Raw genomic sequence first — 23,410 nt, forward strand, 5'->3', positions numbered from 1 at the left:
GCTGCTTCTTGGTTCAGGTCGCCGCGGGGCGGCGCAGTCCGCCGAGCAGCAGGCTCATGTGCTGGCGGATGAAGAGTTCCGGATCGCCGAGGGAGGCCTCCATGTTCGGGCAAGCCCCCAGCGAGTGCTTGTGCACGCACAGCATGATCATCGGCAACACGATGGAATGCACCGTGCCGGTCACATCGACCGGGCGGAATTCGCCGGCGTCGATGCCACGCTGCACCATGCGGGTGATCACGGCGGTGCCGGGCTCGATGACTTCGCGCAGGTAGAAGTCGGCGATGTCGGGGAAGTTGCGCACCTCGGTCAGCACCAGCTTGAAGATGCAGGCGCTGCTGCTGCTGTACACCCGCAGCCACCACGCGCTCATCACGTCCTGCAGCAGCTCGGAACAGCTGCCGGTGTGGGCCTCCGCCATCTGCGCACCGGCGGCGATGTCGGCCGACAAGGTGTGGCGGATCGCGGCCTTCAGCAATTCTTCCTTGCTCGGGAAGTAGAGGTACAAGGTGCCCTTGGACACGCCAGCGCGCGCCGCCACTTCTTCAGACTTGGTGGCCGCGAAACCCTTTTCCACGAACAGGGCCATGGCAGCATCCAGCAGTTCCTGCGGACGGGCGTCTTTGCGGCGTTGTCGGGTGGACGGGCTGGGCATGATTACTGACTGATCGGTCAGTAATGCTAACAGTGGCGGGGATGCCGTCAATACTATAGGGGGTATTATGACCGGGAAGGTACTGATCCAGCGCAGAGTCGTCTGCCGCGGCCTGCTTTGCGCGCTGCCCGTCGGGCTGGCCGGCTGCGCCAGCCTGCTTGTGCCGCCCACGCTGCGCTGGCGCGAGGACGAGCTGAACCAGCTGCTGGCGAGCCGGTTTCCGCAGGAGCGCCAGGTGTTGGGGCTGTGGTCGCTGACCTTGAGCGCGCCGCAGGTGCAGTTGCTGGGCGACCAGCAACAGTTGCGAACCGCGCTGCGCCTGAGCGTGGCTGAGCGCCAGGGCGACGGCCGCCGCTGGCAGGGCGAGATGGTGCTCGACAGCGCGCTGCGCTATCAGCCGTCGGATCAGACCGTGCGCCTGCGGCGCGTGACGGTGCAATCGGTGCGGCTGGAGCGTGACCAGGGCGGTGTGCTGATGCAGGCACAGCGGGTGGGTACCTTGCTGGTGGAAAAGCTGCTGGAGGACGCGCCGCTGCTGAAGCTGAGTGAGCAGCAACAGGCGCGGCTGGCGCGCGCAGGGGTGGAGCCGGGCGAGATCCGCGTCACGGCTGACGCGCTGGAGCTGACGCTGGTGGCGCGCCGAGCCACTTGAAATCCCCCGAACCTGCGGCCGCCTCAGGGGCCTCGCCGTTTATGATGCGCCGCATCAAATTTGCGCTTGGGAGTCCCTGTTGGATCTGATTTTGCTGCTCAAGGCCGCCGTCATGGGCGTGGTGGAAGGCTTGACCGAGTTCCTGCCGATCTCGTCGACCGGCCACCTGATTCTGGCGGGCTCCCTGCTGAACTTCGCCGATGCGAAGGCCAAGGTGTTCGAGATCGCCATCCAGACCGGTGCCATCCTCGCGGTGGTCATCGTTTACTGGGTGCGCCTGCGTGATGCAGCCACGGGCGTGTTCAGCGAGCGCGCGTCGCAGCGCTTCGTGCTGAATGTGCTGATCGGCTTTCTGCCCGCCGCCGTCATCGGCCTGCTGGCCTACAAGACCATCAAGGCCTACCTGTTCACGCCGCCGGTGGTGGCCACGTCGTTCATCGTGGGTGGCCTGATCATCCTGTGGGTGGAACGCCGGCCGACCGCCGCTGCAGCGGCCCCGCGCATTGCCACGGTGGACGATCTTTCGCCACTGGACGCATTGAAGGTGGGCCTGGTGCAATGCCTGGGCATGATCCCCGGCACCAGCCGCTCAGGCTCGACCATCATCGGCGGCATGCTGCTCGGCCTGTCGCGCCAGGCGGCCACCGATTTCAGCTTCTTCCTGGCGATTCCGACGCTGGTCGGCGCCGGCGCCTACAGCATGTGGAAAGAGCGCCACCTGCTGTCGATGGCCGACGTGCCGATGTTCACCGTCGGCCTGGTCGTGTCGTTCATCAGCGCCTGGATCTGCGTGCGCTGGCTGCTGCGCTACATCGCCAACCACACCTTCACGGTGTTCGCCTGGTACCGCATCGCCTTCGGCCTGCTGGTGCTGGCCACCTGGTGGACCGGCACCGTCGTCTGGGCTGATTGAGCAGGCCGCTCAGCGGCGGCTGAACAGCAGGTCCCACACCCCGTGGCCCAGGCGAATGCCGCGGGCCTCGAATTTGGTCAGGGGCCGGTAGTCTGGCCGCGGCGCGTAGCCATCGGCGGTGTTGGCCAGGCTGGTCTCGGCTGACAGCACTTCCAGCATCTGCTCGGCATACGGCTCCCAGTCGGTCGCGCAGTGCAGCACGCCGCCCGGCTTCAGGCGCGACGCCAGCAGCTTCACCAGCGCTGGCTGGATCAGGCGGCGCTTGTTGTGCTTCTTCTTGTGCCACGGGTCCGGGAAGAACACATGCACGCCGTCCAGGCTGTCCGGGGCGATCATGTGCTCCAGCACCTCCACCGCGTCGTGCTGGATGATGCGCAGGTTCTGGTGGCCCTCATCACCGATCAGCTTCAGCAGCGCACCCACGCCCGGCGTGTGCACTTCAACGCCGATGAAATCGGTGTCGGTGCGCGCAGCGGCGATCTTGGCCGTGGCGGCGCCCATGCCAAAGCCGATTTCCAGCACCACCGGCGCCTGACGGCCGAACACATCGGTCGGGTTCAGCAAGGAGGCCTGGTAGGGCAGCACGAACTTCGGGCCCAACTCTTCCAGTGCCTTGATCTGGCCCGTGCCCATGCGGCCCGCGCGCACCACGAAGCTGCGGATGCTGCGGCGCGGCGCGGCGCCCTCAGTGGCGGCTTCAGTGGCGGCTTCCGTGGCCCCTTCCTTGGCGTTTGCGCCCAGGCCGTTGTCGTCGGCAGGCTCGTCGTGGTCGGGCAGGGGGGCGTTGGGCGTGTCGGTCATGGAAGGCGCAAATTGGGCCCGTCAAGGTTGCGAGCGGGCAGGGCGCGCATTGTGCCCGATGCCCCGGAAGCCGCACCTTTCCCCGCTAGAATGCGTCGCAGTGCGGGCGTAGTTCAATGGTAGAACTTCTGCTTCCCAAGCAGATAGTGAGGGTTCGATTCCCTTCGCCCGCTCCACATCTCTGCAAGTGATTGATTTTCAATCGGAATCCGTCCTTGCACCCGGTCGCTACAGGGCACTCCTACAAAGTCGGAGTGACAGTGACCCAAAAATCAAATTTGTATCGTCGAAGCAGCGGCATCTACGTCGTTCGCATCACTGTGCCTGAACGGCTGCGCCGGTTCGTTGGCAAAGGTGAAATTCACATCTCGACAGGCTCTCGAACGCCTGGCGTTGCCAAGGCGGTCGCTGCAGGAACCATGGCTCACTGGCGTCAGAGATTTCTGGCCTTGAGCGGTATCGAACGAATGGACATTGAACGTCTCAGCCTTGGCTCGCCACTTCTTGAGGGTGCTGGCTACCTCTCGCTTCCGGAAGCCGCGGAGGCAGCGGGGTTCACCGAGGAAGAGCTGCTCCGCAAGGGCTCTGAGGGCCGCCTGACGCTGCATGCCCGGCTGACCGCAGTTACCGGGCACGTGCTGCCGCAGTCAGCCCTTGAAGTCGAGCACGAAGGAGATCGAGAGGTCTTCGTTGTTCCTGCGTCGGGGCACATGCCGGTGAACGCGGTCGTTGTTCAACACACAGGCGTTCTGCGGGTTCGATCATGCGCAGAGATCGCGTCGGCGCTGCTTTCGCGAGCAACACCACAGTTGGTCTTGTTTGACCTTCCGACGCGCCCTGGCCATGTTTTCGCGCCGGATCGCCCCGTCGAACTTCGTCGCTCTTCAGTCGAGTTGGCAGTCGCCGAAGTTGAAGCCCTCCGTGTTGTGACGCTGGCCTCAGTCAAGCCAGAGCAGCTGTTGGAAGTCCAGCGCTTGAAGGAGGGAGCTGTTGCTGCCAGACGCGTACCGTCCGCCAAGGGAATGCGCGTCTCGGACGCGACTGAGCGCTACATGAGCGAGCGCTCGACTGGTTGCGCTGAAGACCGCACCAGGCGTCTGCGCGATGCCTGCAACCTGTTCGCAGACCTCATGGGTGATCCATTGGTTTCTGCAGTGACGCGGGACATGTTGAGAACGTACCGGGACGAGTACCTCCCGAAGGTGCCAGCCAAGTTGCACCTCCTTCGTCACAAACATCCAGAGATCGCCGAATCAATCACCGCTGCAATTGAGGTTGTGGATTCGAAATGGCCGCGCATCTCAGAGCTGGAACAACGAAAGCGGATGGGCTGGCTCGCCGGCCTCTTTGCCTGGCTGAGCAAAGAGAGGCTCATCGAGGCGGATCCTGCTGACGGCCTTGTTCAAGCGTCCGCTAATCAGGATGCTGGGCCAAAGAAGCGAAAGCACCGCAAGCAGGACAGCCGAGACGCTTTCACCGACGATGACTTGCACGCCATCTTTTCGGCAAGCTGGTTCAAGACCGGTCGAGGGCAAATTAATCTGGCCGGTACATACAGGGAGTTCATGCCCCTCTACTACTGGCTGCCACTGCTCGGGCTACATACCGGCGCCCGTATCAACGAGCTGTGTCAGCTCAAACTCACCGACATCAAGCAGACCCCAGCTGGTGTCTGGTACATCGACATCAACGACGGAGCTGATGATCAGTCGGTGAAAAACAGTAATTCGGTACGTAACGTGCCACTTCACCCCCTGTTGATTCAATTGGGTTTGATTGAGTGGCGTACTGCGCTTCAGGGCAAGGGCTACGATCGGTTGTTCCCGGAGTTGAAGTACGACTCAACCAAAGGCTACTCCAAGGCTGCAGTTAAGTGGTTCAGCGCCTACCTGGGCCGGCTGGGCTGGGAGCGTGACGGCAGAAAGACCTTTCATTCCTTCCGTCACACGTTTATCACTCGCGCGACCAACGACTTTGAAATTCCACCTAGCGTGGTTGTTCAGATCACAGGCCACGAGCGTGGAGTGGCGGGCGGCGTTCTGCCCTACATGAAGAATCAAGTCCCTGACGATGTATGCCCCGCGATTCAAAAGATGAACTTTGCGCTGGCCGAGATTTCAGGCTTTGATCAAGCTGCCGGATTGAAGGCCATTGAGCACGCGCTGAAGCGAAAGGCCGCAGCCCGTATCCCCGCAAGCAGGTGATTCGATGAGCAGCGTGTGTCTCGGGTGCTCCAATTTGTCTCATCAACGTGCTTCAAGCTGTCGCGCGGTTACTGCTTAACGGTCCATGTTGGGGGCGTCATTGCCAGCATGCAAGAACTACTTCAATTTCGGGAGGTGTTCTTGTCATCTTTTGAGGGCTTAAACTAGGCTTCATTGGGCATCGCCGGTCGTTCTTGACCGCCCCAACTGGGAGCAGCAATGGCGCTGACTAGTGAGCAGGAATCCGCGGTAGAGCTATTCAAGTATGCGAAGTCGCTGAAGATCAGCGCCTTCGCCGGCGCTGGTAAGACGACTACGCTCACAGAGATCGGCAAGTCGACTACAAAGTCCGGTGTCTACCTAGCGTTCAATCGCAGCATTGCCTTGGAGGCGGGTTCTAGGTTTCCAAAGACCGTCGATTGCCGCACCACGCATTCGTTGGCGCTACGCTCATTACCTCCTCAGTTTCGCAACAATCAAGCCAAGCTCTTCGACGCCTTGCAGGGCAATCGAGTTGCCCAGCTGTTGAATCTTGAGGAAATTTATGTTGCTGATGTTCTGCTGACGCCGAGAACTCTCGGATACCTCACAGCGCGAACAGTCCAGCGGTTTTGTCAAAGCGAAAGTGACGAAATTACGCGCCGACACGTCCCGATGACTGGGAAGTTGGAAAAGATGAGCGCCAATGATGCGAAAGTCTTTTCGACTTACGTCACTCGTATGGCTCGGCATTTGTGGGGCCGCATGAGCGATGCGAATGACGTTGCGCCCTTGGGGCATGATGGCTACCTTAAGCTTTGGTCTCTCAGCCGGCCTGAATTGCACTACGACTACATTCTGCTTGACGAGGCACAGGATACGAACGGGGCGGTTTTATCAGTCTTGAAATCTCAGCAGGCACAATTGACGCTTGTGGGGGATCGTCATCAGCAGATATATGCTTGGCGTGGTGCCGTAAACGCCATGGCGAACATTGAAACTGAGGCTGAGTCCGCATTGACGCAGTCCTTCCGGTTTGGTCCAGAAATTGCGCGAGTTGCCAATCAGATTTTGGCCGACCTCGAGGAGCCGCTGGCACTGCGGGGGAATCCCGCAATTCAAAGTTCTGTCGCCACGAGCGGCAGCGCCAGGGCGGTCCTCTGCCGAACCAACGTTGGCGTCATTGAAGTGGTTCTGAACGCTCTTGACCAGTACATGCGGCCGTATGTGATTGGCGGCGTAGGGGACTTGATTCGCATGCTGGAGGATGTGACGCGTCTCAAGTCTTTTCAACCTGCTGACACTCCGGACCTCTTTGGATTCCAAAGTTGGGACGAGGTTGTGACCTTTAGCCAATCGGAGGATGGCGAGTCCTTGAGAACGTTTGTGAAGATCGTCAACCAGAAGGGCGAGGTCAACCTAATCAAGGCGTTGCAGTCCGTTGCTGAATCCGAGTCGGATGCTGCCCTTGTGGTTACTACGGGGCACAAAGCCAAGGGCCGTGAATGGGCCTCGGTTGAGTTGTACTCTGATTTCAAGCCCGCCAAGTTCTCTGTCAAGGGCTCGCCGAAAATGGTCGTTGATGCCGAGGCCGCTCGGCTTCTTTACGTAGCCTGTACGCGACCGAAGCAAATGTTGATAGTTCCATCTGCGATGGCGCGGGCTTGGGCTGTACCGGAGGCCGAGCCCAGCGTGAGGGCGCGCGCGAAGCCCGCCAGCGATCCTCAAGAAGCTTCTGCTCGGCACCAGTCGACATACACGGCACCCAAACCACCAAAGCCGGAAGTGCCTTCGATCGCGAAGACGGCTCGAAAGAGTGGTGACACCCGCAATCCCGCTCACTCGGGCGGCGGCTCAGGGTCTGCCGATCCAACAACCACACGGGCGGCGAATTCCTCCAAAGAGCAGCCTAAGCCGCATTCGACAGCCCAAAGAGTGAGGCCCAAAGGGGATGCTCCAAGCTTGATGGAGTCAATATTTAAGGCCTTTTTCGGCAGGTAAGCACATGGCTTGCAGGAGCTTGGACGTGCTTCGAGCCTCGATCGTCGGCATGCCTGATGTTGGCGGTTCGTTGAGAAGCAGCACTTGGCCGATGTCCACAACCTGGCTTGCCGTGATTCTGCGTTCGCAGAGTTCGCTCAACTGGGCGGGGCGGACGCGCTTTTCATTCGAACGGCATTCGATTTCGTTGTCCCGCCCACGTTGGTGGCAAACTAGCCTGAAACACATACTGACCGGACCCAGTCAGCTTCATCAGGGGTCACGGTTGGTTCAAACAGTGCGGCAGCCATTGCCGTTCAGGGGCGGTGCAGTTGAACAAGAATTCGCTGAGCGAGCGCGACATCATTACGAAGTTGATCATCCCCGCGCTGCAGGCAGCGGGGTGGGATGTTCAACGGCAGGTGCGCGAAGAGGTCACCTTCACCAAAGGGCGGGTGATCGTGCGTGGTCGCCTGCATAGTCGCGGCAAAGCACGCAGGGCTGACATTGTTCTGTATCACCAAGCGAACCTCCCGCTGGCCGTCATCGAAGCCAAGGGCGACAAGCACGGCTCGGGTGTGGGGATGCAGCAGGCTCTTGACTATGCCGAGGCGCTCGATGCACCTTTCGTCTTCACGAGCAACGGCGATGGCTTCGTCTTTCATGATCGAAGCGGTACCGGTGAGAAGCTTGAAACAAACCTGACGCTTGAGCAGTTTCCAAGTCCGTCCGAGCTTTGGCAGCGGTACTGTGTATGGCGGCAGCTCGACGAGCCGGCTATCGAGAAGGCGCTAGTTCCGTACTTTCACGATGGCTCCAATCGGACGCCGCACTATTACCAAGTCAATGCCGTAAACCGCACCGTTGAGGCGGTGGCCCGGGGCCAGAAGCGCCTACTGTTGGTGATGGCGACCGGTACCGGCAAGACATACACAGCGTTTCAGATCATCTGGCGCTTGTGGAAGAGCCGCCAAGCCAAGCGCATCTTGTTCCTTGCAGACCGAAACATCTTGGTGGATCAAACCAAGAACAACGACTTCAAGCCGTTCGGTGCGGCAATGACAAAGATCACCGGGCGAAAGATCGACACCAGCTACGAGATCTACCTATCCCTCTACCAAGCGGTCAGTGGGGCCGAGGAAGAGAGGAACATCTACAAGCAGTTCTCGCCAGACTTCTTTGACTTGATTGTGGTCGACGAGTGTCATCGCGGCAGCGCTGCCGACGATTCGGCTTGGCGCGACATCCTGGAGTACTTCAGTAGTGCCACCCAGATCGGCTTGACCGCGACGCCCAAAGAGACCAAGGACGTTTCCAGTACGTTTTATTTTGGCGAGCCGGTCTACACCTATAGCCTGCGCCAAGGCATTGAAGACGGCTTCCTTGCCCCCTACAAGGTTGTTCGAATCGACTTTGATCGAGACCTCCAAGGTTGGCGGCCTCCGAAGGGGATGCTCGACAAGTTGGGGCAGCCTATCGAGGACCGCATTTACAACCTCAAGGACATGGATCGAAATCTGGTGCTCGAAATGAGGACCCAGGCGGTTGCGGTCAAGGTGACCGAGTTCTTGAAGGCGAGCGATCCGTTCCAGAAGACGATCATCTTCTGCGATGACATTGACCACGCAGAGCGCATGCGCCAAGCCTTGGTCAACCTCAACCCCGACCGGGTACGGGAGAACCGCAAGTACGTCATGCGTATTACTGGCGACGATCAAGAGGGCAAGGCCGAACTCGACAACTTCATCAACCCTGAGGTCCGCTATCCGGTCATTGCCACGACCAGCAAATTGATGACAACCGGGGTTGATGCGCAGACGTGCAAGCTGATCGTGCTTGATCAACACATCGGTTCCATGACCGAGTTTAAGCAGATCATCGGCCGAGGTACTCGCATCAACGCAGACTACGGCAAGTTCTGGTTCACGATCATGGACTTCAAGAAGGCTACGGAGCTGTTCGCAGACCCCGCGTTTGATGGTGAACCAGTTCAGGTCTACAAGCCCAAGGCTGATGAGTCGCCGGTACCCCCGGACGAAGAGCCGCCGACCATTGGAGATCCGGGAATGCCGCGGTCGCCATCAGATGTAGATGAAGAGGGCGAGAGTGAGGAACCTGGCGGCGGCGGAGGCGGGGGCCGAGGTGAAGGCCGCACAAAGTACGTTGTTGGAAACAATGTGACCGTGACGATTGTTGCCGAGCGGGTTCAGTACTACGGTGCCGATGGCGGATTGATCACCGAGTCGCTGCGCGATTACACGAGACACTGTGTCGGGAAGCAGTTCACATCAATGGATGCCTTCTTGCGCCGCTGGAACAGTGCGGAGCAGAAGAAGGTTGTCATCGATGAGTTGGCTGCGCAGGGCGTGCTCTGGGAAGCCCTGCAGGAGGATGTCGAGAAGAAGCTGGGCAAGCCTCTGGATGCCTTCGACTTGATTTGCCACGTTGCGTTTGATCAACCGCCACTGTCCCGACGCGAGCGGGCTGACAGCGTCAAGAAGCGCAACTACTTTGCCAAATACCAAGGCGCAGCGCGTCAGGTGTTGGAGGCATTGCTGGATCGATATGCCGATGCTGGTGTCGAGCCGATCGAAGACATGAAGATTCTGCAGCTGCCTCCTTTCAACCAACTCGGGGCACCAATCGAATTGGTTAACTCATTCGGTGGGAAGACCGCCTACAAGCAGGCGCTGCATGAACTGGAGCAAGCCCTCTACGGCTGACCGTGCTCTGCGTCGAGGGCCGAGAGGAATGGCCCCAACGTTCGATCTGAAAAACTAGAAGTATGCGAATCAAGTTCATTGGCGCGGCGGGTGGCTCGGTCACCGGTTCATGTACCCACTTTCACTATCCGCGCACCGGGATCAGGTTTCTGGTTGACTGCGGTTTCGTTCAAGGCGAAGGCGACTTCGAGGCCGCGAATACGGCTCCATTGACCTTTGATGCAAGCCAGCTCGAATTCGTCCTGCTGACCCACGCCCACCTTGACCACTGTGGCCTCTTGCCCAAGCTGTACAGGCACGGTTTTTCAGGCGACGTGATTTGTACTGCGGCTACTGCTGAACTTGCCCGGTTGAATTTGCTGGATAGCGCCAGCCATCCGAGCAGCTTGTTCACCAAGGACGAGGTCAATCGGGTGCGCTTCAAGCCCATTGAGGATCAGCCCAGCACCTCCCAGGCCGCGATGTTTCCTGTCCGGAAGGACCTGTTCGTCAGTTTCCGGCGAACGGCGCATATCGTTGGCGCTTGCTCGGTCACTTTGGGTTGGCTGGACGACCAAGGCGGTCGTCAGTACACGGTGATGAGTGGTGACCTCGGCAACAACATTCGAGAGAACCTCTATCAACCGTTGCTGGGTCACCGTCGCAGCGTCTTTGGATACCCTGGTGCAATCGTCGTTGAGTCCACCTATGGGGACAGGCCGCGTCCGGCTGCGTTCAAGAGTTTCGACGCACGAATTGAAGCGCTGAGGGAGCTGTTGCAGCGGGAGCTGTTCGACAAAAAGTCGACGTTGCTGATTCCAGCTTTTGCGTTGCAACGGACCCAAGAGGTGTTGGTTGATTTGGTGGTCGTTCTCAAGCGGCACTTCGCTGACATTGAGTCGTCGACATCACCCTACCTTGCCCCGAATCGGCTGTATGACGACTTCTCAGATGGGCGATGGAACAAGGGCGCCCATGCCGCGATCACTCGTGCCATCAGCGACCTTCCGGAGGAAGAGCAGGTGCTATGGGCGGATCTGGACATGCCCAGCGGGGACAAGCAGTACCCTTACACACTGAAGCCCGACAGCCCGAGAACCTTCGCCGAGCTTCGTGCACTTGTTGAGAACAATCGTGTCCACCGGCCAGTTGATGTCTATCTTGACTCCCGAATGGCGCGATCCATGGGGGCCGTCATCCGGAAGGAACTCCTGCGGCGCAGCGCGCACAACAGTGACGAGTTTGCTCACCGTAATCCCGAGCTGAATGATCGGCTGGACGCTCCCAGTGAGGAAGACTTTGAACGCTTGCTGGAGAGCCTGCTGCCGGATGCAGTTGGACAGGCACCAGTGATAGAGATTGGCCCACACACCATTCGCTACGTCACTGACTTGGAGATCCCCACCCGGGTGGAGTGCGAACACCGCGGCGTCATCGTCATCACCGGCGGTGGCATGTGCGACGGTGGTCCTGTTGTGGGTCACCTGGAGTCGTTGTCGACACAGAAGCGGGAAGTCGTGTTGGTTCAGACGGGGTTCATGCCGCGTTATTCCTTGGGCGGACGGCTCATCGAGATTGCTGCGGGCAACGAACCGGATGGCAAGAAGGTCAATACGACTATCTCGATTGGATCAAAGGTCGATGTTCCAAGCTCGTTGATCAACCTCCGTACGGTCAACCTCAGCGCCTACTACTCGGGCCATGCTGACCAAGAGGGCTTGCTGGATTTCATTTTCGAGACGGATGGCCGGAAGCAGCAGGATGCCGCTGCAACGCCAGCAACGGTCTTCATCAATCACGGCACTGATGCTGCCCGGCAAGCGCTGAAAGCTGCCATCGAGGCGAGGTCGGCTCGATCGCTCCCTGAGGATCGAGTTGTCAAGAACGTTGAGCTACCCGCAGCAGGTCAGAAGGCGTATGACCTTCAGACCGCCACCTGGGTCGACGACGAGGTGCCTCAAACAGTTGAGCAGCTTCTTTCGGCACTACTGCGTGAGCAGATCAAGACCAACGAATTGCTGCGGCAGATGGTGCAGAGCCGTTCCCGGCCGCCCGCAACACCTTACGCAGGCAAGAAGAAAAAGACCTGATTGGTTGCGGCGCCCCCGCAGTCAACAATTGAGTGAATTCAGTGCCCGTTGAATGGCACGACAAACCTGGTCCCCAAAGCATGTCTCTGAGCAGTTCCATCAAATCCATCCAAGACATCATGCGCAAGGATGTCGGCGTCGACGGCGACGCGCAGCGCATTGGTCAGCTCGTCTGGATGCTGTTCCTGAAGATCTTCGACGACCGCGAACAGGAATGGGAGTTGATGGATGACGCCTACAAGTCCCCGCTGCCTGCGCAGTACCGCTGGAGGAATTGGGCGGCTGACCCTGAGGGCATCACAGGCGATGAGTTGAAGAGCTTTGTCGACAACGAACTCTTTCCGGCACTGCAGAACCTGACTGACCCGGTGAAGGGCTACAGCCAGACACCAGTTGCTTATGTGGTTCGCAACGTCTTTGAGGACGCCTACAACTACATGAAGAGCGGGCAGCTGATTCGCCAGGTGCTCAACAAGATCCAAGAGGCGGTGGACTTTAACAAGGCGCAAGAGCGCCACGCCTTTGGCGACATGTATGAGCAGCTGCTGCGGGACTTGCAGAACGCTGGCAACGCTGGCGAGTTCTACACGCCTCGGCCCGTCACCGAGTTCATGGTGCGCATGGTCGATCCGAAGCTAGGCGAGAAGGTGATGGACCCTGCATGCGGCACCGGCGGCTTCTTGACCTGCACCATCGATCACAAGCGTAGTCGCTATGTGAAGACGCCCGAGGACGAGAAGGTGCTGCAGGCCAGCATCCACGGTGTGGAGAAAAAGCCGCTGCCGCACCTGCTGGCCACCACCAACATGATCCTGCACGGCATCGAGGTGCCCAGCAACATCCGGCACGACAACACGCTTAGCAAGCCGCTGATCAGCTGGGGCCCGAAAGACCGGGTGGATTGCATCGTCGCCAACCCGCCGTTCGGTGGCATGGAAGAGGACGGCATCGAGACCAACTTCCCGGCGGCCTTCCGAACCCGAGAGACGGCCGACCTGTTCCTGGTGCTGATCATGCATCTGCTGAAGGACGGCGGCCGCGCGGCGGTGGTGTTGCCAGACGGCTTTCTGTTCGGCGAGGGCATAAAGAGCCGCATCAAGGAAAAGCTGCTGACTGAGTGCGACCTGCACACCGTAGTGCGTCTGCCCAACGGCGTGTTCAACCCCTACACCGGCATCAAGACCAACCTGCTGTTTTTCACCAAAGGCCGGCCGACCACCGATGTGTGGTTCTACGAGCACCCGTACCCTGTGGGAGTGAAAAACTACAGCAAGACGCGGCCCATGCGGGTCGAAGAGTTTGCGGCCGAAGCGGCCTGGTGGGGCAGCGAAGCTGATGGTTTTGCTGCGCGGCAGGGCAGTGCGTTGGCCTGGAAAGTGAGCGCCACCGACATCGCCGCGCGCGGCTGGAACCTCGACAGCAAGAACCCGCACCAGGGCGAGCGGATCAACCACGACCCTGAGGCTCTGTTGGCCGAGTACGCGCAAATGCAAGCGGAGATTGTCGACTTGCAGAGGCAGTTGAAGGCGGCGTTGGCTGGGGCACTGGAGCTGGGCGAATGACGGCGTTGGTGACAACCAGCATTGAGCTGCTTTCAGGCGCGCCCAATGGGATCGAAAAGATACGCGTTCTGTTTCGTCGGTTGGCTCTAGAGGGAAAATTTTCCACATTTGACTGCAGTTCGTCACCAGGCGCGGCATGGCTTCATTCGACGTTTGGCAGAGTATTCAGCCTTGAATACGGCAGCAATCTGCCTGCGCCGAAACGGACCGGCACGGGGGAGTTTTTGGTCTACGGCTCCAACGGTGTGGTGGGTAGTCACAACGCTTGTTGTGTCGATGCGCCATGCCTGGTCGTCGGACGGAAAGGATCAGCTGGCGCAGTGAATGTGTGTGAGCAACCGGGGTGTTGGGTCACCGACGTTGCCTATTTCTGCGTTCCTCCAAATAGCGTCACATTGCGCTTCGCTCACCTGCTGTTCTTGACCCTGGGCTTGGACGAGCTGGGAAAAGGGATCAAGCCCGGGCTGAGTCGCAGCGAGGCCTACGCCTTGCCGGTCAGCATCCCTCCTTTGGCGGAACAACACCGCATCGTCGCCAAGTTCGATGAACTGATGGCACTGTGTGATCGGCTGGAAGCGCGGCAGAAAGACGCCGAGGCCGCTCACGCTCGACTGGTGCAGGCTCTGCTGGACAGCCTCAACCAGGCCCGCGATGCCGATGAGTTCCAGGCGTGCTGGCAGCGGGTGGTGGCGCAGTTCTCGGTGCTGTTCACGACGCCCGCCAGCATCGACAGCCTGTGGTCGGCGGTGTTGTGCTTAGCGGCGGAAGGTAAGCTCGTTGCGGCAGGGGAGCAGGTCGCTCAACTACCTATCGGTGAGCTGCTGCTTGGAGACACCCTAAACGGGTGCTCGTACAAGCCTTCTGACACGCCTGTCGGCATTCCAATTCTTCGGATCAGCGCCGGTACCGGCAGCGATGACTTCATCGTGGACGAAACTGACCACAAATGGGTAGAGGTCACGGCTGCTGAGCGCGAGAAGTTTCGGTTGCTGCGGAACGATTTGTTGGCCTGTCGCTTCAATGGGAACCTGCACTACGTCGGCGCGTTTGCCCTCTACAACGGTGCCAGCAGTGTGGAGCAGATTTTTCCTGACAAGCTCATTCGGTTTCGAATCAATGACCAGCGCGCTTTGCCTGCCTATCTGCGATTTGTGATGAACGCTCTACCAGCGCGACAGCAGATCGAGTCCTTTTGCGCCACGACCGTTGGCAACATCGGCATCAGTGCCACCAACCTCAAGACCGTGAAGGTGCGCGTGCCATCGTTGGACGAGCAACACCGCATCGTAGCCAAGGTTACCGAACTCCTTGCCCTCTGCGGCCAGCTCAAAGCCTCTATCACCGCCGCCCGCGCCAAGCACTCAAAACTCGCGGATGCGCTGGTTGCCCAGGCGATCCTATGAGACGCGAAGCGTACTCCGTCGATTAGCACGGCCCCGATGCAGCGGTGGACGTAGCTGCTTGTAGAAGATCCATTAAAAATACAAATCAGCCCGGGGAGGGCCTGTTCAAGATGTTGTCGTCTGCTCTTAAGAATCTAGCGTCCGTCGATGCCTACATCGTTTGGATCTTTCTTGGCATCCTTTTCGCTGGTCTGTTGGCCTATCTTGCCTGGGCTCGACCAAAGTTGGTGGGTGCGCAAGCTGCCTTGGAGCGGCTTGCAGCCGCAATTGAGCACGCCCCCGATGTCGAGACTGCCAAAGCGCAAGCCGACGCTGCCGTCGCGACCAACAGCGGCCTGAAGGATGCATGGTCTGCATCGCAGAGCCGAGTCATCAAAGTTGGTCCTGCCGAGCAACCCAAGGCTTTGCTCTTGAACAGTGTTGAAGATTTGTGGCGGCCCGATCGGCTGTTGCACAAGCAGTTCAACTTCGCAATGTTCGAGGCCATTCCCAACATCGCTGTTGGCGTCGGCTTATTCTTCACTTTTGTCTTTTTGACCCTCGCGCTAACGGATGCCTCATCCGCGCTCGCGAAGCCGGGCCAGACCGTCGATGTGGTGAAGGCAACAAGGGAGTTGCTTGGATCGGCGGGTGGCAAGTTTTTGTCCTCTCTCGCTGGTTTGCTTGTGTCGTTGGTTTGGACGATCGTGGGGCGCCGTCGGGTGGCCCGGCTGGACCGTGCCTCGGTGCGTGTGGTCGCCGCCATCGAAGCTCTTTGGCCTCCCTTGGGTGCCGAGGCTGTGGTGATGGATCAGCTGGCACAGCTCAAACAGGTCGCCGACAAGTTGGTGGCTTTGCAGGCTGTGCAGGTGCAAGCCAAGCAAGTGCAGGAAGACCAAGTTGGTCTCGCCGAGGAGCTGCTGCTGGAGTCCAAGGAGCAGACAGGCTCACTCAAGCGATTCGAGACCGACCTGGCAATCAGCATCGGCAACGCCATCACGAACAGCTTTGGCCCGCAGATGGAGCAGATGACTGGGCGACTGGAGCGGGCCATCTCGAACTTGAGTGATCGCGTCGGCTCAATGAACGAGGATGCCCTGCGAAAGATGATGGAGGACTTCTCCTCCTCTCTGCGCTCGAACACCGGCAAGGAAATTGATTCCTTCAAGGCCACTTTGAGCAGCCTGGCTGAAGCTCTGGATAAGTCTGCAGGTGGCCTGCAGACGGGCGTTGAACAAGCAGCTGCAACTTTGGCGGGTACAACCAGCGAGCTTGATACACGGCTTGGTGAGGCATCAACTCGCCTTGTTGGCAGTGTGGATGCGATCAAGGAGCTGCTGGATCACACACGCAACGCGGTTCAGGATGTCGATATGGCGGTGTCTCGGGCTGCCGAGTTGGGAGGACGCGGTGTCGAGAGCCTGACGCATGCGTTGGAGAACGCAGATCACGTGGTTGCCCGCGTGTCGGATTCTGCTCAGCGCTGGCAGGCCGTAACTGAGAAGATGGAGGGCGTTACCGGTAGCCTGGCAGAGGTGGCGGACGGCGTGGATGAAATCACCCAGGAGCAGAAGGCGGTCGTTCGCTCCGTTCGAGAAGCCGGGCCCGAGGTGGTTCATGCTGTTTCGCGCATGAAAGACATTCTTGAGTCGTCCACCGGGCAGGTGGCTGAATCGATGGGCATGGTCCAGTCCGCCATGGACAGGACCAGTCGCGATCTAACCGGTGTGGTTACGTCGATCACGACCGGTGTGGGCGAATACACCCAGCAGGTTGCAGAGCTGCATCGAGCCATGGATAACGAGATGGCCAAGGCGGTTGGCAAACTTGGTGGCGTGATTCAGAACTTGGATGACTCGGTGGGTGAGCTTACCGATGCCCTTGGCGATCTCGATTCCAAGAAGTAAATCATGCTGTTGTTGAAGCAACGTGGTGGACAGAGGGCGTCAACGTCAGCTGAAGGCGAGGGCAGCTACCTGGCCTCGGCCAGTGACTTGATGATTGGCCTGCTGTTTGTCTTCATCATCCTGGTGGTGGTGTTGGCATTGGAGCAGCACAAGCAGCAGCAGGTGCTGATCGGTTTGACGAATGCAAGTGATCCACGAGCTGGTGTCACGGTTTCAATTGGCGAGGCGCTCAAGCAGGCCAAGCTCGACGTTCGAGTTGACCCATCGACCGGGATCATTTCGCTGCCGTCGGATGTCTTGTTCAACGTCGGCTCGTCTACGCTTAGCGCCACAGCAAAGCAATCTCTCAGCCTCGCTCGCGACAGGCTGGCAGTGGTGTTGCCGTGCTATGTACACAGCACTCGGAACAAGCTGACCGATAAAGACTGCCCAAACAATTTGGGTCGACATGAGGTCGACACGATCTTCTTCGAGGGGCACACGGACAACCGAGTAAACCCCGCACCAGGCGGCAACTTGACGCTTTCGTTCGACCGAGCACGTGCGATTCAAGATGAGTTCCTCGGCGCCGGCTCTCCACTCATCGAGTACAAGAACTCTTTCAATCAGCCGATCTACTCTTACAGCGCATACGGTGATACGCGCTTGCTGGCCAACGTTGCTGGCCACGACGCCAGCAACAGACGCGTAGACATGCGTATCGTGCTTCGCTACCAATCTATTCAGGAAACCCTGAACCAGATTGGCAAGGCCACCGGGGGGCGCTGAGGTGTTTGCACCGCTTCCCACGGGGTTCCAGTTTTTGCAGCACGCGGCCGAACGGCTGGGGGCTGTCGAGTTGGTGGCCCCCAAGCAGATGGAAGAGATCGGTCTTCGAATGCGGAAGGTCTACGAGCGTGCGCGTGAGACGGGCTACAAGCATTTGAGCAAGGGCGCGTTGCGCCGGCTTCCGTACGCCATCTGGGTGGACGGACAGCCTTCACTCGACAAGATCGAGCCGCAGCTCATGCAGCTTTACTGGGACAAAGTACTGCCGGAGGCGCTGTCTCAACCTCGCTCATCCAAGCGTTGGCTCAACCCACTCTTTTACGTCTACTGCCACTGGTTCAAGCGCTTGCAGCCCGGTTTCCTGTTGTTTGCGCAGAGCCTCAACAAGGCCCTGTCCGTGGCAAAGGGGTCGATGGCTGACCTGTTGATTGACTTGAACAGCCGCTATGCCTGGTTTGACCCACGAGTGGTCGGCTCACGGCTGGGTGCCGTGATCGTCAAGTCGACAAAACCAATTCCGGATGTCTTGAGCAGCCTGCATTTGTGGTCCGGATTCCTGGATGAGCCCATCGCGTCTGATGCGTTCGAGGGCGCTCTAGGGTCGTCGATGGTGGATCTGACCGATGAGGCACAGATCGCCAAGGTTTTGATTTGGTCCAGGAATGACGTTGGCGGTGAGAACGGAGCTGGCGTTGCACGCTACCCAGAACATCGGGTTCTCTTGGCCGAGGCGTTGGTCAGGCCGTGGTTCCAGCGTAGGCCGCCGGAGGCGCTCAAGACGCGCCTGCTCAGCTACTTCATGCGGCACTACGGCGACCCGCGCCACATTGGCAACGTGAACAAGGGCCACAACTGGCAGGGAGTCTCCCCGCAGGTCATTGCTACGTTGAAGGCCTGGCTGGTTGGTGACACCTTGCGCGGCTTCATGCGCATCTTGCAGCTGACGGCTGACGACATCTGGATGTACCGCGAGCGCTTCTGGACGGCGTACTACGACAAGGGGGTCATTGAAGAGGCCTGGGTCGCTCTTGGCTCGCAAGCCGCGTGGATGGCGAGGCGCGAGTTCGCTAAGGGCGATTGGAACCAGTTCGGTGCGCTGACCGCTGGGGCTACCTCTGACCAGTCCGTTTTGTTCCTTCGCATCGGGGACATCGTCTTCACAGAGTGGAGTCACTCCGGCAGCTTGCGAGCGACTCGGGCCGGCGATCCGCAGACGCCGCGCATGTACCTGCGCGAGTACAGCGGGCATGACCTTCGTTCTCTCAACTCCATGGACTTCCATGAAGGTGGTACCCAGCTGCCGCAGTTGACGCACGCCAACTCGGCCGGGGGCACGTGGCAACGTCGCGCGCGAGACTTCATTGCAAAGCACACAGGAGTAAGGCTGAATGACCAAGCCATCATTGGTTGACCACGGTGCTGAATGGGCTGTCGGTTTGGGCTTGGACGCCTGGGTTGCCGAGCTGTCCATTGCTGCCGCCACCGCTGTCTATGAGGCGCTTGAGGCCGGTGCCAGATTTGAAGATGGTGTTCTGTACGCTCCAGCTCTGGCGTTGAGCCGGTGGCCTGAGGCTGTTGCGCAGGAGCTTGGCTTACCGCCGAATGTGCCGTTGGGCTTGGACATTCGTCTCCAAGGCACCTTGGGGAAGTCAGACTCAAAACTCCTCTCAAGATGGCTACAACCCGGCAGATCCATCGCCGCCAGAGATGCGAGCCTGCGCGGCTGTTGGCTTGAGTGGGGAGGTAACACGTATCGACTGCAGGCTCCGCTGTGGGAAGTCGTGGAGCTGGCGAACGCGTTCAACCGGGTTGACTCGGCCGACATGGACGGGCAGTTCAAGGCTTGGGCCAGCATTCGCGAATGCCTTGGCGATGACGCTGCCGAACGGCTGAGCGATGGCTTCTTGCGGAGCCTTCGTGTTGTGACCGCCTCTGCGTTGACGTGGCAAATCCAGCTCGATGGAAACGGCCAACCTCAGCTTGCACCGAGTCTGTTGACCGAGAAGCTCTCGGACGATGGCCAACGCACCGAGCATGTTCCTGCGCTGCTTCCAGTCGATGAATCCACGTTTGTGCAGCGTCTTGATCAGCTGCGCGAGGGCGTGTCTGCCTTCCCGTTGAACCAAGGCCTTTATGTGGTCGCTGAGGAGCCGGTTCGCAAGGCGCTCACTGCGGTTCGTCAGCTACGGCGTGCGCCGGTTGAGCAGCGAAAGCGAGCAGCCCTGCACCCTGAAGCCGTCATTCGCGAATTGCTGGATGAGCCGGAGGACGCCCCTTCGGTGTTCATTGAAACTGAGCGGTATGCTGACCGTGTCGTGGATGTGGCTGAGTGGGTTGCTCCTGTCCTTCCTTGGATCAAGATTCCGACTCAGTCCTGGGCCCCGCCCTCGCAGTTCGGCATTCGGCTGCAGGGCGTGGACATTCCGCTTGAGGCAAACCAGCTGGAGGGGGCATGCGAGGCAATGGCCAACGCCCTTGGCCAGCGTCTGCCGGTGGTTGAAATCGCAGGCACCCAGGTGCCGGTGTCTGAAGCCAATTTACAGGCTTTGCAGTCCCTCAAGGAGAAGGTTGAGGCTAGGCTGGGTGGAAAGCCAGAGGCCTGTGATGCGGATGACGAAGAGAAGCTGAGCGGTCCGAAGGTTCTGGTTATCGAGACCAACTTCGAAGAGGTTGCATTCAGCCGAGCGACCGAACACAAGCGGCCTGGCCAGACGGTGTGGCCAGCCATGGTCAGAACGCCTCCGAAATCGCACCAGGAAACCGGTGTTCGATGGCTTCAGCAACATTGGATTTCTGGAAGCAGCGGCGCCATGCTCTGCGACGACATGGGTTTGGGCAAGACGTTTCAGGCGCTTGCCTTCTGTGCGTGGTTGCGCGAGTTGATGAATGCCGGCGAGATCCCACGGCAACCGATTCTGTTGATCGCGCCGGTGGGGCTGTTGCGGAACTGGGAAAAGGAGCACGACGAGCACCTCTGGTCACCCGGTTTAGGCGACATCGCTCGCGTTTATGGCGATCACGTGAAGGCCATCAAGCGCGGTCGGCACGGTAACGGTACCGCGACCCTCGACACCACAAGATTGAGTCAAGCTGATGTGGTGCTTGCGAACTACGAAGCAGTTTCTGACTACCAGCTCAGTTTTGGCGCGATCCGGTTCGCCGCAGTGGTCTTGGACGAGGCGCAAAAGATCAAGTCCCCGGGCATACGGGTGACGACAGCGGTCAAGGCCCTGAACGTTGGCTTTTTCGTAGCCATGACAGGCACGCCGGTTGAAAACCGCTTGGCGGACCTTTGGTGCATCGCGGATGCAGTGCAGCCCAGCGCATTGGGGGACCTCAAAACCTTCAGTGGCCGTTACGAAACTGAAGGGGCAAACGTATTGGCCCTGCGTGAGCAGGTGTGGCAGGAGGAAGAGCAACTGGAGGCTCAACCCAAGCTGCTGTTGCGTCGCTTGAAGTCAGAAAAACTCCAAGGCTTGCCGAAGAAGATTGAGCATCCGATTCAACGGCCTATGCCGCCAAGGCAATTGGACGCGTACCTGCGCGCTGTCCAGCAGCAAGGCATGGCCGGCGAAGGTTCGATGCTGGAACTCATTCACAGCATGCGGCGTGCCTCCCTTCACCCCATCTTGATCGATGGGGGGCTGGACCGGGGTGAAGTTCTGGATCCGCGAGATTCAGCACGCATGTCCGTGATGCTGGAGGTGCTTGACGACGTTGCTCGCCGCAACGAAAAGGCACTTGTGTTCCTGGAGTCACTCGATCTTCAGGACGCGGGCCAATTGCCGACGATCCTGCAGCGCCGATATGGCCTGAAGCGCTTGCCCATGATCATCAACGGCGAAGTGGGCACGTCTCAGCGTCAAGACCGCGTAGATCGCTTCCAGAGTGAATCGGGATTCGACGTGATGATGTTGTCACCCAAGGCGGGCGGAGTGGGGCTTACGCTCACTGCAGCGAACCATGTCATTCACCTCTCCAGATGGTGGAACCCCGCAGTTGAGGATCAATGTTCGGACCGTGTCTATCGCATCGGCCAGACCAAAGACGTGCATGTCTACTACCCGATGGCCGTGCTCCCAGACACCCCTGAGCAAAGCTTCGATGTCCAACTCCAATTGCTAATGCAACGCAAGCGAGACTTGGCTCGAAATCTGCTCGCACCGCCGGCCTTTACCAAGCAGGACTACGCGCAGATGCGTGCGGGGATGTTGGCGCTTTGATCTGCAGATGCCAACGAATCGCTAGCTCGGATTGAGGAAATTACCCTAGTCAGATCGCAGCACAAGACTGCAGGTGAGCCGTATAACTTCAGGAGGCATGATGAAAGTCGAAGTTGAGTATCTTGACCGTACTGGCCTAACATCAACGATTTTCGTGGAACTGAGTCTCCTGGCGTTTCTCAAACACGCCGCCACAGCAGGGAAGGGGAACTATCTAAGTTTCCCAGCGAAGTTGGCCCGTGGTATCGGAGCCTTGATGTATTTTCACGAGTACTTCGACTTCTCCTCGGGATGGAGCGGCTTTCGCCCGCTTCCCCCACACCTTACCGAACCGACAGACGCCGGTGACTTCTCAACAATAGCTGGCCGGGCCATCGGAGACTTCTTGGCCAAGAGCCTACTTGATGCTAAGTTGAGCTTTAGCTACGAAGCGGCGATGACGATGATGGGATTTCCGCTCGTTGGCGGAAGACCAGACCTTTACTGCGTCACCAATACTGAGCAGTTTGCTCTTGAGGCTAAGGGGTACTCGCGCGCCAGCATCAGCGCTGCAGCAATGGCTCAACGTAAGCTTCAGGCGCAATCTGGCCCCATCCCCGTTGGTTTTGCTTTCGCATCCGTGGCATACAACTTCCATGGTTCGGTGAAGTGCAAGTTTCACGATCCAATAGTGCCCGATACACCGTTCAATGAGCGACTAAATTCACTTCTTGCCTATCGCTACTACGAGGAGTTGTTTCAGCAAGCCTCGCTTGGTGGGGAAGGGCAATTGGTGGCGGTGGGGGGTGATATGTACTATTCATTCCCATTGGAGCCAGGCGATTTGCAGTCTCGGCTGCCGGTTGTGAGTATATTATTACCGAGGGAGTTGGAGCGCAGACTGCCTATCGAGAGTTATTTGCGATTGAATCGCGAGTCGTTTATCGATGGGAATACCTATATTGATGTGGACGGTATAGGCTTGCAGGTATCTCCGTAAGGCGTCCAGTTGTGCGTGACCTCTGGCTGCTGGGCAGGCTGAGGCACTTAAGGTATATCGCGCTGATTGATGTGCTCAAAGGTGAAACATATCCACTGCTGGGGCGGTTTTCCTGAGCGGTTTATATTATTCGCCGTTTGTCACTTTCGGAAGGGCGCCAGTCCATTCGAGGCTTGAGCACAGTCAATTGGGTGCGCCCGCCCGCTTATGCTCAAATTTCCTGCGCGAGCCTCCACGCACGGGTTTTCACGCCTTGATTTGTCTACGATATCCGATCAGCGCTCAACGGTGACTTTGCCACGACTATTGGCGGGCCATAAGATTTCCAGGTGCTCATGAGCTTGGGTGGAGCATAAAAAGAGCACGCTACGCCCGGTAAATTTACAAAGCTGTCGCTAGATAGGCGCCGTGTTGATCAGAGTTTCAGCACCCCGAAAAGGAGTTTTTGTGGGTTTTTTGCGCCTATCTGCCTAGCGTCGATAGTATAAGGATTGGGTTGCGTAGGATGCACTGGAAGTGGCGCGACCACACAGCGGGGTAGCGCATACCTTCTAGGACTTAGTGTCTTTGTTCGCTGAAGCCTCATGTGGCTTATAGGCTCCCTCCACCCCCC

General features: G+C 58.9%; 15 protein-coding genes and 1 tRNA gene. 14 read left to right on the top strand and 2 right to left on the bottom strand.

Annotation, left to right across the window (positions count from 1 at the left end):
• Nucleotides 1-13: 13 nt before the first annotated feature.
• Nucleotides 14-655, bottom strand: a complete 642-nt coding sequence (locus AACH00_RS17295; protein ID WP_341400425.1) for a TetR/AcrR family transcriptional regulator — start codon at nt 653-655, stop codon at nt 14-16.
• Between the two features lie 67 nt (nt 656-722).
• On the opposite strand from AACH00_RS17295, the gene AACH00_RS17300 reads away from it, so the two are divergent.
• Together AACH00_RS17300 and AACH00_RS17305 are read left to right on the top strand one after the other, a co-directional pair.
• On the top strand, nt 723-1,307 hold the full coding sequence (locus AACH00_RS17300) for a DUF1439 domain-containing protein (RefSeq protein ID WP_341400426.1): 585 nt from the start codon (nt 723-725) through the stop codon (nt 1,305-1,307).
• A 79-nt stretch (nt 1,308-1,386) separates the two neighbouring features.
• Nucleotides 1,387-2,220, top strand: coding sequence for an undecaprenyl-diphosphate phosphatase (locus AACH00_RS17305; protein WP_341400427.1), 834 nt, complete (start codon nt 1,387-1,389; stop codon nt 2,218-2,220).
• Nucleotides 2,221-2,229: 9 nt separating this feature from the next.
• On the opposite strand, the gene trmB is transcribed toward AACH00_RS17305, so the two are convergent.
• The gene (trmB, locus tag AACH00_RS17310; protein ID WP_341400428.1) at nt 2,230-3,021 is read right to left on the bottom strand and encodes a tRNA (guanosine(46)-N7)-methyltransferase TrmB; all 792 of its coding nucleotides are present in this window, start codon (nt 3,019-3,021) and stop codon (nt 2,230-2,232) included.
• A 102-nt stretch (nt 3,022-3,123) separates the two neighbouring features.
• On the opposite strand from trmB, the gene AACH00_RS17315 reads away from it, so the two are divergent.
• The 12 genes from AACH00_RS17315 to AACH00_RS17370 all read left to right on the top strand — a co-directional run bounded on the left by AACH00_RS17315 (nt 3,124) and on the right by AACH00_RS17370 (nt 22,797).
• A tRNA-Gly gene (locus AACH00_RS17315) sits at nt 3,124-3,197 on the top strand.
• Between the two features lie 78 nt (nt 3,198-3,275).
• Complete coding sequence (locus AACH00_RS17320; protein WP_341400429.1) at nt 3,276-5,225, top strand: tyrosine-type recombinase/integrase; 1,950 nt, start codon at nt 3,276-3,278, stop codon at nt 5,223-5,225.
• 219 nt (nt 5,226-5,444) lie between these two features.
• On the top strand, nt 5,445-7,205 hold the full coding sequence (locus AACH00_RS17325) for a UvrD-helicase domain-containing protein (protein WP_341400430.1): 1,761 nt from the start codon (nt 5,445-5,447) through the stop codon (nt 7,203-7,205).
• Nucleotides 7,206-7,516: 311 nt separating this feature from the next.
• Nucleotides 7,517-9,907 (top strand): EcoAI/FtnUII family type I restriction enzme subunit R, encoded by a 2,391-nt coding sequence (hsdR, locus tag AACH00_RS17330; RefSeq protein ID WP_341400431.1) that lies wholly within the window; start codon nt 7,517-7,519, stop codon nt 9,905-9,907.
• A gap of 62 nt (nt 9,908-9,969) precedes the next feature.
• Nucleotides 9,970-11,976 carry an MBL fold metallo-hydrolase gene (locus AACH00_RS17335; protein WP_341400432.1) on the top strand — a complete coding sequence of 669 codons (2,007 nt, stop codon included), beginning with the start codon at nt 9,970-9,972 and terminating at the stop codon, nt 11,974-11,976.
• 80 nt (nt 11,977-12,056) lie between these two features.
• Nucleotides 12,057-13,538, top strand: coding sequence for a type I restriction-modification system subunit M (locus AACH00_RS17340; protein WP_341400433.1), 1,482 nt, complete (start codon nt 12,057-12,059; stop codon nt 13,536-13,538).
• A complete protein-coding gene (locus tag AACH00_RS17345) occupies nt 13,535-14,941 on the top strand; it encodes a restriction endonuclease subunit S domain-containing protein (protein ID WP_341400434.1) in 1,407 nt (468 codons plus the stop codon). The genes AACH00_RS17340 and AACH00_RS17345 overlap by 4 nt, the downstream gene beginning before the upstream one ends.
• A gap of 110 nt (nt 14,942-15,051) precedes the next feature.
• The gene (locus tag AACH00_RS17350) at nt 15,052-16,827 is read left to right on the top strand and encodes a hypothetical protein (RefSeq protein ID WP_341400435.1); all 1,776 of its coding nucleotides are present in this window, start codon (nt 15,052-15,054) and stop codon (nt 16,825-16,827) included.
• Nucleotides 16,828-16,830: 3 nt separating this feature from the next.
• A complete protein-coding gene (locus tag AACH00_RS17355; protein WP_341400436.1) occupies nt 16,831-17,595 on the top strand; it encodes an OmpA/MotB family protein in 765 nt (254 codons plus the stop codon).
• Nucleotide 17,596: 1 nt separating this feature from the next.
• Entirely contained in the window at nt 17,597-19,006 is a 1,410-nt protein-coding gene (locus AACH00_RS17360) for an EH signature domain-containing protein (RefSeq protein WP_341400437.1), read from the top strand.
• Nucleotides 18,984-21,818, top strand: a complete 2,835-nt coding sequence (locus AACH00_RS17365; protein ID WP_341400438.1) for a DEAD/DEAH box helicase — start codon at nt 18,984-18,986, stop codon at nt 21,816-21,818. The genes AACH00_RS17360 and AACH00_RS17365 overlap by 23 nt, the downstream gene beginning before the upstream one ends.
• A gap of 100 nt (nt 21,819-21,918) precedes the next feature.
• Nucleotides 21,919-22,797, top strand: coding sequence for a hypothetical protein (locus AACH00_RS17370; RefSeq protein WP_341400439.1), 879 nt, complete (start codon nt 21,919-21,921; stop codon nt 22,795-22,797).
• Nucleotides 22,798-23,410 lie beyond the last annotated feature (613 nt).

Origin of the sequence: Ideonella margarita, from assembly GCF_038066635.1 — a bacterium.
Taxonomy (GTDB): Bacteria; Pseudomonadota; Gammaproteobacteria; order Burkholderiales; family Burkholderiaceae_C; genus Ideonella; species Ideonella margarita.

Excerpts from the sequence above, each read along its gene's own strand:
- AACH00_RS17365 (WP_341400438.1), top strand. The coding sequence starts at position 18,984 with ATGACCAAGCCATCATTGGTTGACCACGGTGCTGAATGGGCTGTCGGT.
- AACH00_RS17295 (WP_341400425.1), bottom strand. The coding sequence starts at position 655 with ATGCCCAGCCCGTCCACCCGACAACGCCGCAAAGACGCCCGTCCGCAG.
- AACH00_RS17300 (WP_341400426.1), top strand. The coding sequence starts at position 723 with ATGACCGGGAAGGTACTGATCCAGCGCAGAGTCGTCTGCCGCGGCCTG.
- AACH00_RS17325 (WP_341400430.1), top strand. The coding sequence starts at position 5,445 with ATGGCGCTGACTAGTGAGCAGGAATCCGCGGTAGAGCTATTCAAGTAT.
- AACH00_RS17350 (WP_341400435.1), top strand. The coding sequence starts at position 15,052 with ATGTTGTCGTCTGCTCTTAAGAATCTAGCGTCCGTCGATGCCTACATC.
- AACH00_RS17345 (WP_341400434.1), top strand. The coding sequence starts at position 13,535 with ATGACGGCGTTGGTGACAACCAGCATTGAGCTGCTTTCAGGCGCGCCC.
- AACH00_RS17355 (WP_341400436.1), top strand. The coding sequence starts at position 16,831 with ATGCTGTTGTTGAAGCAACGTGGTGGACAGAGGGCGTCAACGTCAGCT.
- trmB (WP_341400428.1), bottom strand. The coding sequence starts at position 3,021 with ATGACCGACACGCCCAACGCCCCCCTGCCCGACCACGACGAGCCTGCC.
- AACH00_RS17335 (WP_341400432.1), top strand. The coding sequence starts at position 9,970 with ATGCGAATCAAGTTCATTGGCGCGGCGGGTGGCTCGGTCACCGGTTCA.
- AACH00_RS17370 (WP_341400439.1), top strand. The coding sequence starts at position 21,919 with ATGAAAGTCGAAGTTGAGTATCTTGACCGTACTGGCCTAACATCAACG.
- AACH00_RS17340 (WP_341400433.1), top strand. The coding sequence starts at position 12,057 with ATGTCTCTGAGCAGTTCCATCAAATCCATCCAAGACATCATGCGCAAG.